The organism is Desulfovibrio sp. An276 (assembly GCF_002159665.1).
GTDB lineage: Bacteria > Desulfobacterota > Desulfovibrionia > Desulfovibrionales > Desulfovibrionaceae > Desulfovibrio > Desulfovibrio faecigallinarum.
Window position 1 is genome coordinate 1 of record NZ_NFJC01000052.1, and the last position, 14,667, is coordinate 14,667.

A 14,667-nucleotide genomic window follows, 5' to 3' on the forward strand; every position below is an offset into this window, starting at 1 on the left:
GAACGACATCTACAAACTCCTGAAGGTTCACCCCGCAAAGGAATACCCCCGCGTTGGAAACTTTTAGGGGGCACGATGTGTGGTAAGAAAATCTACCCGGGAACTCAGGGTAAAAGTTTATACTCGTCTCTTTTGCTGCGGGCTTCACTCAGTCCTGTTTCCGGAGCATAACCGCATATAAGTTTGATCACGGTCCGGCTTCCCTGCTTTCTACCCCTGTATAGCCACTTGCCCTGATTTTTTCCGGTCACTTCCAATGTCAGTGATCCACCGTCTTGCAGAATACATGGATTCCCGGCACGCAAGGCTTTGCTCACTACTGGAGCAGTGAGAATATTAAATTTTTTCGACATGATGCCAACCTCTTAGACGATATTGGTATCCTTTTTGGCCTAAAAAAGCCTTAAAATGGGTATCCCTCTGAGAAAGGGATACCAATACGGATACCAAATTTCAGAGACGATTGGCAATAAACGGGCAGGAATAGATGGGCTTAGACGGTCTAACTACCTAAAAATAAAAGGGTTTTGCTACTAATGGACAGTAACAAAACCCTTTAGATTTCTATGAGTGGCGGAACGGAAGGGACTCGAACCCTCGGCCTCCGGCGTGACAGGCCGGCGTTATAACCGTCTTAACTACCGTTCCGCGAGTGTTCATCGAACACAGGAAAAGACTTCTACGCAAAAGACAGGCTTCTGTCAATAGTCTGGCGGCAATTTTTTTGAAATTGTTTGCAACATACCGGAACAAAAAACATTTTGGGGCTCTTCCGGGCCTGCACATCCTTGCTCCAAAAAAAGGCTTGATCCCGGGGCACATGCTGGTAGTCTCTTGGCTGTGCCTCACATTTGGCGGATGTTCCGCAAAAGGTGCGGCTTTGGCCGCAGGCCATGGAGGGAGTTTATGATCCTTGACGAAGCAGGACTTGCCAGACAGGCTGCGCTGGGCGAGGACAGCCGCCACCGCTTTTTGGGCGTGGAGCTGGAGGAGAGGGAGCTTGCCTGCGAAATGGCAGCCCTTGCCAATTCCGCTGGCGGAGAGATCTTTCTGGGCCTTGCCGAGGATGGTTCCATGCCGGGTCTGGCCGGAGCCATGATCGCGCGGGTGAACAAGACACTCCAGAGGGCAGCCCAAAGCCTTGTGCCACCCCTGGTTGTGCGCACAGGGAATATCCTTCTTGCAAGCGGGCGCGTTGTCATCGTGGTGGAAGTGCCTGTGAGCAGAAAGCTTGTGCTGGACGATGCGGGAAAGGCCTGGGTCAAGGTTGCGGCAGGGCGCGTAGCACAGGCCCCGGACGAAGCCTGCGGACATTTCCAGTCCTTTCAGAGCGATGGCAAGGCATCTGACAAGGCAGGCAGGGAGAGCCCTTTGGAGACCAAAGGGGCTTCTTGCGACGGTGCTCCGGAAGGGGACGAGAGACAGGAAGAAAAAAATTTTTCCTCCTTTGACCCGGAATCTTTCGAGGGCAGAGAAGCAAGGGAAGTTTACAGACTTATCGCAAACGACAAATTTGTGACCACGTTGGAACTCGCGGCCCGCATGGGCATCAGCAAAAGGACGGTCATCAAAAGAGTGGCACTCCTCAAGGAGTTGGGGGCCATAGTCCGCTACGGGTCGAGCAGGGCCGGACACTGGGTGTGCGTGCCGGAAAGGGCCTGTCAAGAGGGGATTTGCGCCCCTGAGGCCGCCAAAGCTGTGGACGATGGGAGCAAAAGTCGTTAGAGTGCATCTCGTGATTCCTCGCCATGCGCTGAAGGCATGCGGAAGAGGTATCCGATCTGCTCGATTTTTTTGTGATCGTTTTGTCATCTGTCCCTTTTGAGCGTGTCATGCTGCATCAGTTTATTGTATAGTTCGGGAAAAATTAGTGCTTGACATTGCATTTGTGCGAATTTTGAAAGGTTTTTGTTTGTAGTACGATACGGAAACAACGTGTTTCCCCTGCAGTTCCCAGAGAGTGAAAAAATATTTTTCAAGAAATTATCAAGCTCAAGACTGGGAACGGGCTCTCCTTGCCCTTTTTTCGGGCCTTCGCCAGTTTACTTTTCTGTCACAAATTGTTACTTTTTCGCCACTGCGCGTCCATTGGACCCGTGCTTTTTCCCGGTGACCTTTCAACTCGAAACAAGGCACCTTTTTTTTCCTCCACGGCTGTCCCCTGCTGGCATCGGACCCAGAATCAAAATTTAAGGATCCTTCCACTCTATGACCAACTGCTGGAACAAAATACTCAACGCTCTCTCCGCCAAGGTGGACGACTTTGACTTCAAGGTCTGGCTGGCCCCGATAGTGGCGCAAACAGGAGAGCGCAGTCTGACCCTGTGTCTGCAGGGGGCCAGCAGCTACATGCTCCACAGGCTGGAGAAGAAGATGGGAGGACTTATCCGCCAGGCCGCAGCCCAGATCTTCGACTGCAGGCCCGACGAGGTAGTCATGAACATTGGCGGGGCAGCCATGCTCCCGGGCCTGACCGATGCCCGATCCGCCAATGCGACAAGAGACGTGCGTGCAGCCGGATCTGCCCCTGTGCCCGGGACCAGGGAACAGGGTGTGCAGGCCAAGCCTGCAGGGCAAGCGTCTCAAGCCAAGGCTCAGCCCCAAGCTCAGGACAAGCCATCGATCAAAGAACAGCACCAGCAGACTGCAGCGACCAGGACGAGCGTCAGGGTTGGCGCAGCACCTGCAAGGATAGCCAGGGCCCAGGGCGCAAGAAGCGTTGCCCAGACTAGGCAGACAGTCCAGGGTCAGATCGGCACACAGTCCGGTACAAAAACCGCTGCAAAGCCGTTTACTGCGACTGACAGGATTGCACAGGGCACTCCCGGGCACGGAGAACCCCAGCACGCCTGCCAGGAAAAGGCCACGGAAAACAGGGCCCAGGCAAGGCAAGTGGAAGCCGGCGCAAAAGGGGAAGGCCAGACAACCCGAAGCCAGACCGAGGCAGGGGTTGCCCAAAAGGCCGCGCCCGCAGCGTCCAAGACTGCAGCCTCCACTGCGACTCAGACACCCAGGGTAACAGCTATGGCAGAGCCCTCCCTGCCACTGACAGCCCCTGCGATGGCTGCTTGCGCGGCACCGGCCGCTGGCAGGGCAAGGGCCGCATCGGCCGGCATGGCTTCCTCTCAAGCCTCTACCCAGGCCTCCATGTCGCCCTTTGTCGCTGCCTCCATGCAGGCGCAGGCCTTTGCCTCGCCCGTGTCCGCAGTCCCCATGGGCGCCATGGTCACGGACAATGGCGTAAAGGCCTCTGCCATGCAGGCCATGGGGGCGATGGCAGGTTCGCTTACCGGGACCATGGGAGCCATGGGCGGTTCCATACCGGGATCCATGACTGGCTCCATGCCCAGCATTACCACTGTGGGTGCTGACGGAAGCCGCAGCACCTACACCATGGCGGCCCAGCCCCTGGTCAGGAATCTGCCCCTGGATCAGGCAGCGACCCTGTCCGGCGATGCCCTGAACCGCAAGCAGTGGCGCTACACCTTTGCGGACTTTGTGGTGGGGCCGACCAATGCCATGGCCCTGACCGCAGCTCAGGACGTGTGCAGGCCCAAGAGCTTTGTGGAAACACTCTTCGTAAGCTCCGAGCCAGGCCTTGGCAAGACCCATATCGTGCAGTCCGCTGTGCGCCAGATTCTGGAGGACCGCGGTCCCACAGCCCGCGTGGCCTACCTTACGGCAGAAGACTTCTACGCCCGTTTCCGCATGGGCCTGCGCAACGACAGCCTGGACGATTTCACAAGCCGCGTGCGCGCCCTGGATTTCCTGCTCATTGACGACGTGCAGTTCCTTTTCGGCAAGCACAAGACCCAGGAACTGCTCATGTCCCTGGTGAAGCAGCTGCAGGGCAAGGGCAGCAAGGTGGTCATCACAAGCCGCTTCATGTCCAAGGACCTTACGAAGGACCTCGACTCGCAGCTTGTGTCCCTCATTGCCTCGGGCGTGCAGGCCAGCATGGACGCGCCAGACTACGCCATGCGCTGCGAGATTGTGCGTCGCAAGGCAGCCAGCCACGGCATATCCCTGGACGAGGAAGTGGTGGCCCTGCTTGCTACCCACCTTGAGGGGGATGTGCGCAGGATCGAGTCCTGCCTGCAGACGCTCTTTTTGCGCATGAAGGTCATGGGCGTTGGCGCAAGCCCGGATCTCGCCCTGGAAGTCCTGAGCAAGTTTGGCTGCAGCCAGGACAAGCAGGATGGGCCTCTTCCGACCTTCGAGGACTTTATGGGCTGCGTGAGCCAGTGCTACGGGCTTACGGAAAGCCAGATCTGCTCCTGTATCAGGAGGCGCAACTTTGTTGAGGCGCGCAACGTGCTCTTCTACCTTGCCCGCAAGCACACGAGCATGACCCTGGCCCAGATAGGCGCCAAGGTGAACAAGCGCCACTCGACTGTCATCAAGGGCATAGCCACCATTGAGCACAGCCTGACCTCACAGACCAAGTCCGGCCGCCAGACGGCCCACCTTGTGGAGCTCATAGAAAAGAACGCGGGCTGCGCAAGGTGTGCGTAACAGATTTATCGGGAGCGGGGTGCCTTCGAGCACCCCTTTGTTTTTTGTCATGGGGATCGAAAGGAGGATATATGAGCGTGAACGTGGAGGATCTCGGGGTCGTGACTTTAAGCGAGAATGCGAAGATAGTGCTTGCCCAGCGCTACCAGAAGACGGATCCCGCAACAGGCGAGAAGGAGAGCGTTGAGGGCATGTTCTGGCGCGTGGCAAAAGCCATTGCCTCCTCCGAGGAAAACTATCCCACCTCGCCCTGGAAGGCTGAGGATCTGGCCCTGCGCTTCTACGAACTCATGGCTGAGGGGATCTTTTTGCCCAATTCTCCGACGCTCATGAACGCTGGCCTGCCGTTGGGCCAGCTCGCTGCCTGCTTTGTTTTGCCCGTGGGCGACAGCATCGAGGAAATCTTCGATGCCGTGAAGTTCGCTGCCATGATCCACAAGTCCGGCGGAGGCACTGGCTTTTCCTTCTCAAGGCTGCGCCCCAAGGGAAGCCGCGTGGGGACTACGGGCGGCGTGGCCTCGGGTCCTGTGTCCTTTTTGCGCATCTTCAACACGGCAACCGAGCAGATAAAGCAGGGCGGAACGCGCAGGGGAGCCAATATGGGCATCCTGCGCGTGGATCATCCGGACATACTGGAGTTCATCTCTGCCAAGGAAAAGGATGGGGAGTTCAACAACTTCAACCTCTCCGTAGGCCTTACGGAAGCCTTCATGGAGGCGGCCGAGAAGGGGGAGGACTTTGATCTTGTGAACCCGCATAACGGCGAGAAGGCCGGCAGCCTCAATGCCCGAGAGGTCTTCGACCTTCTGGTGCGCAAGGCCTGGGCGTCCGGGGATCCGGGCATCGTGTTCCTGGACCGCATCAACAGGGACAATCCCTGCCCCGCTCTTGGCGAGATAGAGGCCACCAACCCCTGCGGCGAGCAGCCCCTGCAGGCCTACGAGGCCTGCAATCTGGGCTCCATCAACCTCTCCCGCATGGTGTACACAGATGAGGAACGGGCAAGGCGCGCCAAAAGCGGCCTTGACGCCCTTGAGGCAGGCCTTGACGTGGAGAAATTGAAAGAGACTGTGCGCCTTGCCGTGCGCTTTCTGGACAACGTCATAGACGCCTCCCTCTACCCCCTTGAGGTCATAGGGAACACAGTGCGCGCAAACAGGAAGATCGGCCTTGGCGTCATGGGCTTTGCGGACATGCTCTTCGAGCTCGGCATACCCTACGCATCAGCCGAGGGCCTTGCCGCTGCCGAGCGCGTCATGAGCATAGTGCAGGAGGAGGGCAGGGCTGCGAGCAGAGAGCTTGCCAGGGAGCGCGGTCCCTTCCCGAACTTTGCAAAATCCGTCTTTGCGAACGGGGAGCCTCTTCGCAACGCAACTGTGACCACCATTGCGCCTACTGGCACCCTGTCCATCATAGCCTCCTGCTCGTCCGGCATAGAGCCCCTTTTTGCTTTGGCCTTCACTCGCAACGTTCTCGACGGCAAGAGGCTCACGGAGGTGAACAGGCATTTTCTGCGCGCCCTTGAGCTGCGCGGCCTCTACTCCGAAGAGCTGGTCGAGAAGGTGAAAAGCCAGGGCACTGTGAAGGGCCTTGGACTTCCCGCGGATATGGAGAAGGTCTTTGCCACTGCCCAGGACATTGAGCCTGCCTGGCACGTTGCCATGCAGGCAGCCTTCCAGAAGTACACGGACAACGCAGTGTCCAAGACTGTGAACCTGCCCCACGAGGCAAGCGTGGAAGACGTGCGCGACTGCTATCTCAAGGCCTACAGGGACGGGTGCAAGGGCGTCACCATCTACCGCGATGGCTGCAAGAGCGTACAGGTGCTCTCTGCCGGAAGCAGCGAGGCCGACAAGCCTGCCAGTGCGGAAGAAGGGGCAGGGCATACGGCCCCGGCATCCGGGAACACGGACGCTGCACCCGTGGCAGAGTCCAAAACCTCGCGGGAAGTGGCCAGCAGGCCGGACGTCATGTACGGCTTCACACAGCGCGTGCAGACAGGCCTTGGTACGCTCTACCTCACCGTGAACGAGATGAACGGCAAGCCCTTCGAGGTCTTTGCCACCATTGGCAAATCCGGGCACAGTGTCACAGCCAAGGCCGAGGCTATTGGCCGCCTGGTCTCCCTGGCCCTGCGCTCGGGAATAGACGTTAAGGACATTACTGCCCAGCTGCGCGGCATAGGCGGAGAACACCCTGTCTTTCGCCGCAAGGGTCTTCTGCTCTCCATCCCCGATGCCGTGGCCTGGGTTTTGGAGAGCCACTATATGGACGGCAAGACCAACGCGAGCGTCGTGCAGGACATAGTGGAGAACAAGTGCCCTGACTGCGGCTCCCCCATGACCCGCGAGGAAGGCTGCATGGTCTGCCATAGCTGCGGCTTCTCGCACTGCGGCTAGGCTGGCCCTGATAGAAAAGACGCAAAGCAAAAAGACTTGGCCCCGCGCACTCCCTTTTCCCGAAACGGGACAGGGGCAATGCGCAGGGCTTTTTTTGCAGCCCCGGCAGGGCTTTTGAGCATGCGAGCTACATGATGTCACAGGGAGAGCCGCCTGGATGGTGGCGTGCCCTCCCTGGCCTGGTGCACAGGATGGCACACTTTGTCTCTTGTACGAAAAAATTTTTCTCTGCCCCAAATATAAGTGAAATACTTGGGTATTAGGCGGGCAACCTGCCGGGAGAAGGACCTTTTTGGGGGCTTTGGGACCATTGGAAGAAGAGGGATTTGAGCGCCTGCGACTAGGCAGGTATTGGGGGACAAGTCTTGCGTATTCCTGTCATTTTTACTAATACTGAAAAAAGGTTGTCTTTGAAATTTGCACGCGACAAGGCCTCTTGGCGCAGTGATCCCACAGTTTCAGGCCCTTAGCCCAAGGCTGTTTCCCCTACGGCCCGGCTTCTTCCATGCGGCAGGGCATGCCGCGCAAGCCTTGCACGGACAAAGTCCGCGGCAAGGCAGGCAAATTTGCCCCAGGGCAAGGCGCTGTTTCACAAAAAACGGCCTGGAGATTTGGGCTTTTGAAGCCCGTCTCCTCCGTCGCAAAGCCCCCTTTAGCGTCATTCACACACTATTCCTGGCTTCGGGAGGTCCATATTCAGGGCACAGGCCCAACTTGATACCGCAATTGCCGGCCTGGCAGGGCTTCATATTCGCAGCCTTCAGGGCCAGGGCTGAGTAAGGCCAAAGAGCCTTTTACGCAGCTTTTTTCAGATTTTGTCCCGGCCAGTTTTTTCACAAGGCCCCAAGGGCCGTACTGGCGGATCTCGCGCAAGGGGAGATGTCCCCATGCGTCCCGCCGCTATTCCACACAAAGGAGGATGGCGTATCCTTCCTGGTTTTTGGCCAGGGGGCGCCCAATCTCACATGAACAGAAGCGAATTGTGCACGCAGCTTGCAAGGGAATGCGAGCTTTCCATGGAAGACGCCACCGCCATCGTGAATGTCTTTTTCGATTCCATCACCAGGGCACTGGTGGATGGCTCGAGGGTTGAAATCCGCGGTCTTTGCTCATGGCAGGTCAAGGAGTACGAGGGCTACAACGGGCGCAATCCCAACACGGGCGACACAATCCAGGTCCCCCGCAAGCGCCTGCCCTTCTTCAAGGCTGGCAAGGAACTGCTTGAGCTCTTGAACGAGGGAATGCCGGAAAATACCGCAAGGCTCTAGCCAGCGTCTTTCGGCCCAAAGCGCGGGCAAGGCCTGCCGGCTTTCGCCCTCAACCATTCAGGTCCGAAGCATGCGCCGCTTTCATTCTTGCGCCCAGGATGGCGCAGGGGAGAGCGGCGCGCTGCATTTCTGGCGATTTGTGCCCGATTGCTGGGGCTTGAGGGGCGAGCGAAAAAAGTGTAAAAAACCACAGTCAAACTGGCAACAATCCGGAAAAATCCGTATCCGCGGAGCAGGGAAACAGTGCATTTCTGAAAAAGACATACAAAACCCACAGGGGAACAGGGACCACACGCGTCTGGCTTGCGCAGGACGCAAGGTGCCCGGCAAGCCCTGCTCATGGCCTTTGGGCCTTGCGGAACGGGAAAGATACACAAGTCACAGCAAACGGCCGGGAGCCGGGAAAAAGCCGGGCCTGGAAGACAATGCTGGAAGACAAGAAAGGAGCAACAAGTGCAACACGATCAAATGGTAGGAAAGTATTTTCAGGAAGGAAGAACAAGCTGGGTGCCCGGCAGCTTTTTCACGATGATTGGGCCTGAGTGCCGTCTTGATCTTTTCTGGGACAATATCAGCAGCGAGGACGTGTGGCGCGTCTCCAACGGCAAGGTGTCCTTCGGCGTGTGGTACAGCGAGGACAGGGATCTCTTTTTCCTCTACCGCTTCGAGGGCTGCCACTGGTCCGACACGGTCTTTTCGGCCATGACCCTGCCCGAAGAAAAGCGTATCAGGCCCCCCTTCATGCACGTGACCGAGAAGCTGCAGCTTCTCATCACCCTGGTTTCCACTGAAACCGGCAAGATCATGGCCTGCAGGACGCTCACCTTCTCCCATCCGCTCTCCAAGAAGCTCTGCCTTGCAGTGGACAAGCATTTCTACGCCAACTACATCAAGACCTGGAACGAGAGCAATTTTGTGGAGCGCGTGGCAAGGGTGTACCAGACCTACCCCCTGCCGGAAATGATTACCAAGGCCCAGGGCTGCATTCTCTGCACGGGTCAGGAAAACGTCCTGCATCCGCCGTACCTTGCCTAAAGGCTATAAAAAATCACGGGGGCGTATGCCCCCTTTTTCGTATCACGTGGGGGTAAACAATGCTTGAGCCTTTGAGCAAGAGTGCCGGCTATGCCTGCAGGAGTGTGAGACTGCCGCAAAAGGAGGCCCTTTCCAGGGAAAGGATGCTCGACGCTTTGGACACGTACTTCGAGGCAAGGGGAGAGGCAGGACTTGATCCCTTCTGCGCAGAGCTTTTCTGGCCTGGAAACTCACATTCCATGTCCGGCACCTATGGGGAGGAAGTGCGCAAGGCCCCCGAAGAGTCTGAGAGTCAGTCGAAAAAGGGCAGGACGACCAAGGGAGGCCTTTCCTGGTCCCTTTCTCTGGACGAGAAAAGGTGCGCTGCCCTTGCCCGCATACCCGGTGCGCCAAAGAAGAAGCCTTCCTTGCGTCTGACAGAGGAAGATCTTGTCTTTTTGCTTCTTGTGGACGAGGCCCTTGCCATGGCCGAGACCGGGGAAGACGATGCAGGCCTTGCCTACACCCTTGTCCTTGACGAGGGCTCCTTAAGCTTTTTCGGGGACAAAACCTGGGAGATTTTGTGCAGGTTCGCCTGCCTCTCGCTTACTCTGCGACAGGGAGAGAAGACGATCTTCTCCAACCAGTATCTTCTGACCAGGGTGACAAGGACCGAAAAGGGCTATGAGCTGCAGGTAAACCCTGTGGCCCTGGCAGCCTTGGGAGTTCCCGCAAACGAGGTTCTGGCAGACTGGGTGGCTCTCTGGAAGAAGCTGGGGGAAAGGCCCCTGCCAGGCGTGCTCACCCTCATGACAACGCTGTATTCCAGCCTATTCGACTGGGACGGGGCTGACGACGAGCCTGAGCTTGCCGAGGACGAGATAGCCACCATGCTGGGGCTTAAGACAGTGGAAAGTGTCCGTGGGCTTGCTCCGCTCTACGCCCAGATAAACAGCCTGCCTTGCTGGCGCGTGGAACGCTTCGCGGAAATAGCCAAGGACGCCTGCTTTGGAGAGGGCGAGGGCATAGTGCGTGTGGAGCGCTTTGGCGACGCAGGCTGGGAGTAGCCCCTGGGATCACATGTGACTGCTACGGCCGCAGGCTGCCTTGTCGTACCAGAGGTGCGTTCCTCCTCTTGAGCTTGCTGCCGAGCACCGTGATATATCCCAAGGTAATTTTGCAGCAGCTTGCTGCAAAATTGTCGAGGGAAGGTCAGCTGTCATTTTGGGAGGAGGGGAACCATGTTTTTCCTGCGCCTGCCGTTAGCCTACCTTGTGCCGCTGGATGGGGGGGGGAGCGTTCCGCCCTCGTCAGTCTGCTCTTGGCTTAGCTCCAGGCGAAAGGGCACACAGAACTTCTGCAACGTGCGCAGACTCGGCGGCTCTACACCGATGGTGTCCTCCACAAAACGGTACATAGTCGAGCAATTGCCCTTGCAGGCGTAAAACAGCTTTTTGAGCTCCTCCCGCTTCGCCTCCATAGCGCGCCACGCGAGGCCGTGACGCCCCTTGAGGGGAGTATTGCGCTGATAACGCCGCACTGTGTTGCGAGAGACGCCCGTCAGCCTCGCCACTGTCTTGATTCCATTGCCTTCGCTCAATAGAACCTTGATTTGATTGATTTTGTACTTGTCCAACATGTTGGGCTCTCCTGTGCATAAGTCGGTTCCGTGTTGTGCTCTTGTTCGTTTGTTTTTGGAGTATTCCTTCGCCCTACAGCCGCCACATCCTTAAGTGCAGGAAAAATATCCAGCTCTTCTCTAGTTGTGGTTTCGGACAAGTTCTATGATTTGGGCTATCAGCAAGAGTGTTAGGAAAAACCACAATATTATTGTCTTGTTTGGTATTCTCAAGAGCGCTCTCCTGTCTTATAGAACTAGTTTATCCATATCATATACTGTTAGTTCGATATACTCTGTTGAGTAGAAGTATAAATATTTAACATGATTAAGACAGGCTATAATATCTTGAAGCATAGTCATGACAGAAATACAAGAAAACTATAAGAGGATTTATTGATTATGCATAGGATGCAATAGCATTATTTTTTACAGAGTTAATTGCAAATATCAGATTTTTCTGTTGAACTGAATCAAAGTCAAACAGCTTTGTAGGCTTGTCGAAGGGTGGTTTTGTCAGTACGGACAGATCTTCAATATATCCATTCTGTTCGATATAGAGAATAATCTTCTTTACAAATTCAATCTGTCGAGAATTCAGAGAATTATCATTGATGAACTCGGAAAATGCGTGACGTACAGCTTCATGATCCAGCTTGGCAATCTTGCGAACGAGCAGGCCAAACGGAGTATCCTGAAAGGCTTTATAGTAATCCTCACGCGTGCCCAGCTCCTGCGTGAAGATGCGTTCCAGCTCTTTGTAGTCTTCCGGGGTCATGGGAATATTGTGTGTCAGGTTGTAGATGGCCGGAGAATCCCGGTGCTCCTCAATATAGCGGTTGACCTTTTTTTCGTAATTCTCGAACACGTCCTCTGCATACAGGATGTCGCCTTCTTCGCTCTCAAGCACAGGATCATTCAGATTTGTGATGATGGGCGTTTTTTCGTCTCCGCCCAGGAACTGAATCAATGAGCGCAGCTCGCGTCGGATATCTTCAAGCGTACGAATATTGATGTCCTTCCAGAAGTCTTCACGGTCTATCTGCTTGAGCAGATCCAGTTTTGCCGCCACTTGCGGGAGGCTTGTCAGCTTCTGAAGAGCCCGAACTGTCTTGACCAGGGTGGCAATATCAGACTTTTTGCGCGCATTGTTTTCCAGCACGTCCAGCATGAAGCCGTACATGAAATTGTCAAAGCGCAGAGCCAGGTTGTCTGGCTCGTCGTAATGGATAAGCGGAGCAAGCTCCTTCTCCAGATTGTGAAGATCCTCCTCGGAGAGGTTGGCAAATGCTTCGCTTGTCTTGAATTTTTCTACATGCTTGAGCGCAAGCTGAACTGTGAACAGTTCGGTATTGAGCGCGGCCACGTGCTGCTGGCAGTCGTCAAGCAGTTCCTTGCGCCACAGCTGAAAGCTCTCGTCGCCAAAGGCGCTGTCTTGGAACTTAGCCATCAGGCGAACGCGTTTCCTGAAGATATTCTCCGAAAGCGACGCCTGTGCTGTGCATTCCAGGTCTTTCTTGGACTGTCGGAAAAATTCGAAATTTCCGCAGTAGTCGAAGATGAAGAAATATCTCTTGCCGGTATATGCCCCGTCATTCCCGTCTACGCATTCCAGGCCTGGGCAAAGGCGGGTACCTCGCCCAATCATTTGCCAGAATTTGGTTCTGGAGCGGACTTTTTTGAAGAAAACGAGGTTGACGCATTCGGGAACATCGATACCGGTGTCCATCATATCCACGGAAACGACAATGTACGGGGGCTTGTCGGCGATTTTGAAGTCGTCAATGACAGTCTGGGCATAACTGTCGTCACACACGACGCGATTGGCCCATTTGCCCCGATACTGAGGGTAGAGTTTGTTGAAGCGCTCAAGGATGTATTCGGCGTGCTGCTTGGTTTGCGCAAAGATAATGCTTTTGCCAATGCGTTCACCGCCGTTGACCTTGATGCCTCGCTCCATGAGATCCTGAAGGACTGTGTCCACGGTCTTCTGGTTGAAGACGATACTGTTGATTGCCTGTGATGGTACGAATTCCGGCATGATGCCGTCCTCGGTAAAATCGTCTTCGTAGCGAGCCTTATCTTCTTCGGAGAGGTCGTCGTAGGTGATGCCATCCGAAAGGAACTGTGTTTTTACCTCATAATTGTAGTAGGGAACGAGGACATGATCCTGTTCCACTGCGGTCTGGTAGCCGTAGGCGTAGGTAGGGACACCAGTCTCCATGTCGAAAAAGTCATACGTGTTTCTGTCCACCTCGGTCTTGGGCGTGGCAGTAAGACCCACGAGGATGGCGTCAAAATACTCAAAGATGTAGCGGTATTTCTTGAAGATGCTTCTGTGACTCTCGTCAATGATGATGAGATCAAAGTGTCCAGGGGTGAACAGCACGCTGCCGTCCTCATTCTTGGCCCTGTCAATGGCGTTCATGATCGTCGGATAGGTGGAAAAGACGATGCGAGCCAATCTGTCATCTCTGTTGGAACAGAGATTGCACAAGGACATGTTCGGCAGATATTTCCTGAAATCGTTCTTCGCCTGTATGACCAGAGCCGTTCTGTCGGCAAGGAAAAGCACGTTTGTGATGTGGTTTCCCTTGCTGAGGACATCTGTCAGGCTGGCAGCAGTGCGGGTCTTGCCCGTACCTGTGGCCATAACGAGCAGATGCTTGCGTCCTCCCCTGCTTACTTCTTCGCAGACAGCACGGATGGCCGCCTGCTGATAGTAGCGGTCGGTAATGTCTGGATCGATGGGGATTTCATCTAGGGGCTGCTTTGTGGCACGGCGGCTCATGAGGCGCTCAAGGTCGGCCTTGCTGTGGATGCAGCTTACCTTGCGCTGTGGGCCTTCAACATCGTCCCAGAACCACGTGTCAAAGCCGTTGGTGGTAAACATGAAGGGGCGTTGTCCGTATTGCTTTTCAAGGCTGTCTGCGTACAGTTTTGCCTGGATACGCCCAGTATTGGGATCCTTGCAGGCCTTTTTGGCTTCCACTACAGCCAGGGGCTTGCCGTCACTCCCCAAAAGAACATAGTCGGCGTAGCCTTTTTGGCCTAGACCGCCAGCCATGTTGTCCACCTCGAACTCCTGGAAAACATCCTTGTCGGGACCTTCCAGCTTCCAGTCCATCTTGAGGAGCATGCCATCGATGTAATTCTTTCTGGTCTCAAACTCGGAAAGATCTCCAATCTTTATGGTACGAGTCTGCTGATTATGGGCCTTTTCCGCAGTGTAAATGTCCGCCATTTCGGCGAGCTTTTGGCGCAGAGTTTCCAGCTCTGCGTCTTTTTGCTCAAGCAGGCTTTCCTGTTCCCTGATCTTTTGAACGTCCAGAGCAACGCGTTCACGGGGAACTGCCTTCTCATCAAACTGGCGGGGCTGGTACTCCTTGCCGTAGGAATAGTCTATCCACTGGATGAACTCGAAAAGTCCCTTGAGGATCATCATGGCGATGCCGGGAGGAACGGACTTGTTCGTATGGACGGCGATATTTCCAAAGTCCACAATGTTCTTGATCTTGTCGAACAGCATGGGGACAAGCTGTTTTCTGAAGGTGTATTCGTGGATAAGGGCGGAGAGATTGTCCCTGTAAGGCCTCTGTATGGTTTTGTCGACAGCATAGACCCACTTCACCGCCAGTTCGAGCGCCTTGCGACAGCCGATCACGCACATGGCCGGAGATGAAGCAAAGACTTTTTCAGCTTCCTCTGCAGCGGGTGCGAACATAGCGAATTCTTTGGAATCATTAAGAAAATCGAAATTAGCCATACAGGTGTCTCCTTTGCGCAAAGAGAATATCTGTGAACCTTTTCAGTGTAAACTGGCAGAGAAATTTTGATTTGTCGACCTGTTGGA

At 55.3% G+C, this 14,667-nt stretch carries 8 protein-coding genes, 1 tRNA gene and 1 pseudogene; 6 read left to right on the forward strand and 4 right to left on the reverse strand.

Annotated features, from left to right (window positions below; translation table 11 throughout):
* Window positions 1-104: 104 nt before the first annotated feature.
* Both B5F76_RS15615 and B5F76_RS13610 read right to left on the reverse strand, forming a co-directional pair.
* Window positions 105-353 carry an Arm DNA-binding domain-containing protein gene (locus tag B5F76_RS15615; RefSeq protein WP_446717643.1) on the reverse strand — a complete coding sequence of 83 codons (249 nt, stop codon included), beginning with the start codon at window positions 351-353 and terminating at the stop codon, window positions 105-107.
* Window positions 354-571: 218 nt separating this feature from the next.
* Window positions 572-648, reverse strand: a tRNA-Asp gene (locus B5F76_RS13610).
* Window positions 649-906: 258 nt separating this feature from the next.
* On the opposite strand from B5F76_RS13610, the gene B5F76_RS13615 reads away from it, so the two are divergent.
* From B5F76_RS13615 to B5F76_RS13640, 6 genes are all read left to right on the forward strand, one after another.
* On the forward strand, window positions 907-1,725 hold the full coding sequence (locus B5F76_RS13615) for an RNA-binding domain-containing protein (protein WP_162608862.1): 819 nt from the start codon (window positions 907-909) through the stop codon (window positions 1,723-1,725).
* A 483-nt stretch (window positions 1,726-2,208) separates the two neighbouring features.
* The gene (locus tag B5F76_RS13620; protein WP_087355513.1) at window positions 2,209-4,515 is read left to right on the forward strand and encodes a DnaA ATPase domain-containing protein; all 2,307 of its coding nucleotides are present in this window, start codon (window positions 2,209-2,211) and stop codon (window positions 4,513-4,515) included.
* Window positions 4,516-4,586: 71 nt separating this feature from the next.
* Window positions 4,587-6,914, forward strand: a complete 2,328-nt coding sequence (locus B5F76_RS13625) for a vitamin B12-dependent ribonucleotide reductase (RefSeq protein WP_087355515.1) — start codon at window positions 4,587-4,589, stop codon at window positions 6,912-6,914.
* Between the two features lie 965 nt (window positions 6,915-7,879).
* Window positions 7,880-8,182, forward strand: coding sequence for an HU family DNA-binding protein (locus B5F76_RS13630; protein ID WP_087355516.1), 303 nt, complete (start codon window positions 7,880-7,882; stop codon window positions 8,180-8,182).
* A 453-nt stretch (window positions 8,183-8,635) separates the two neighbouring features.
* Window positions 8,636-9,217: a hypothetical protein gene (locus tag B5F76_RS13635; RefSeq protein WP_144268497.1), complete on the forward strand. Its 582-nt coding sequence runs from the start codon at window positions 8,636-8,638 to the stop codon at window positions 9,215-9,217.
* Window positions 9,218-9,276: 59 nt separating this feature from the next.
* Entirely contained in the window at window positions 9,277-10,263 is a 987-nt protein-coding gene (locus B5F76_RS13640; protein ID WP_087355524.1) for a hypothetical protein, read from the forward strand.
* Window positions 10,264-10,718: 455 nt separating this feature from the next.
* Here B5F76_RS13640 and B5F76_RS15620 read toward each other — a convergent pair.
* Together B5F76_RS15620 and B5F76_RS13650 are read right to left on the reverse strand one after the other, a co-directional pair.
* Window positions 10,719-10,835: pseudogene (locus B5F76_RS15620) on the reverse strand (helix-turn-helix domain-containing protein); the annotation flags it as partial.
* 379 nt (window positions 10,836-11,214) lie between these two features.
* On the reverse strand, window positions 11,215-14,580 hold the full coding sequence (locus B5F76_RS13650) for a DEAD/DEAH box helicase family protein (protein ID WP_087355536.1): 3,366 nt from the start codon (window positions 14,578-14,580) through the stop codon (window positions 11,215-11,217).
* Between the last annotated feature and the right edge of the window lie 87 nt (window positions 14,581-14,667).

Bases quoted from the DNA above. Each gene is read 5' to 3' on its own strand.
- B5F76_RS13630 (WP_087355516.1), top strand. From the start codon at position 7,880: ATGAACAGAAGCGAATTGTGCACGCAGCTTGCAAGGGAATGCGAGCTT.
- B5F76_RS13625 (WP_087355515.1), top strand. From the start codon at position 4,587: ATGAGCGTGAACGTGGAGGATCTCGGGGTCGTGACTTTAAGCGAGAAT.
- B5F76_RS13615 (WP_162608862.1), top strand. From the start codon at position 907: ATGATCCTTGACGAAGCAGGACTTGCCAGACAGGCTGCGCTGGGCGAG.
- B5F76_RS13640 (WP_087355524.1), top strand. From the start codon at position 9,277: ATGCTTGAGCCTTTGAGCAAGAGTGCCGGCTATGCCTGCAGGAGTGTG.
- B5F76_RS13650 (WP_087355536.1), bottom strand. From the start codon at position 14,580: ATGGCTAATTTCGATTTTCTTAATGATTCCAAAGAATTCGCTATGTTC.
- B5F76_RS15615 (WP_446717643.1), bottom strand. From the start codon at position 353: ATGTCGAAAAAATTTAATATTCTCACTGCTCCAGTAGTGAGCAAAGCC.
- B5F76_RS13620 (WP_087355513.1), top strand. From the start codon at position 2,209: ATGACCAACTGCTGGAACAAAATACTCAACGCTCTCTCCGCCAAGGTG.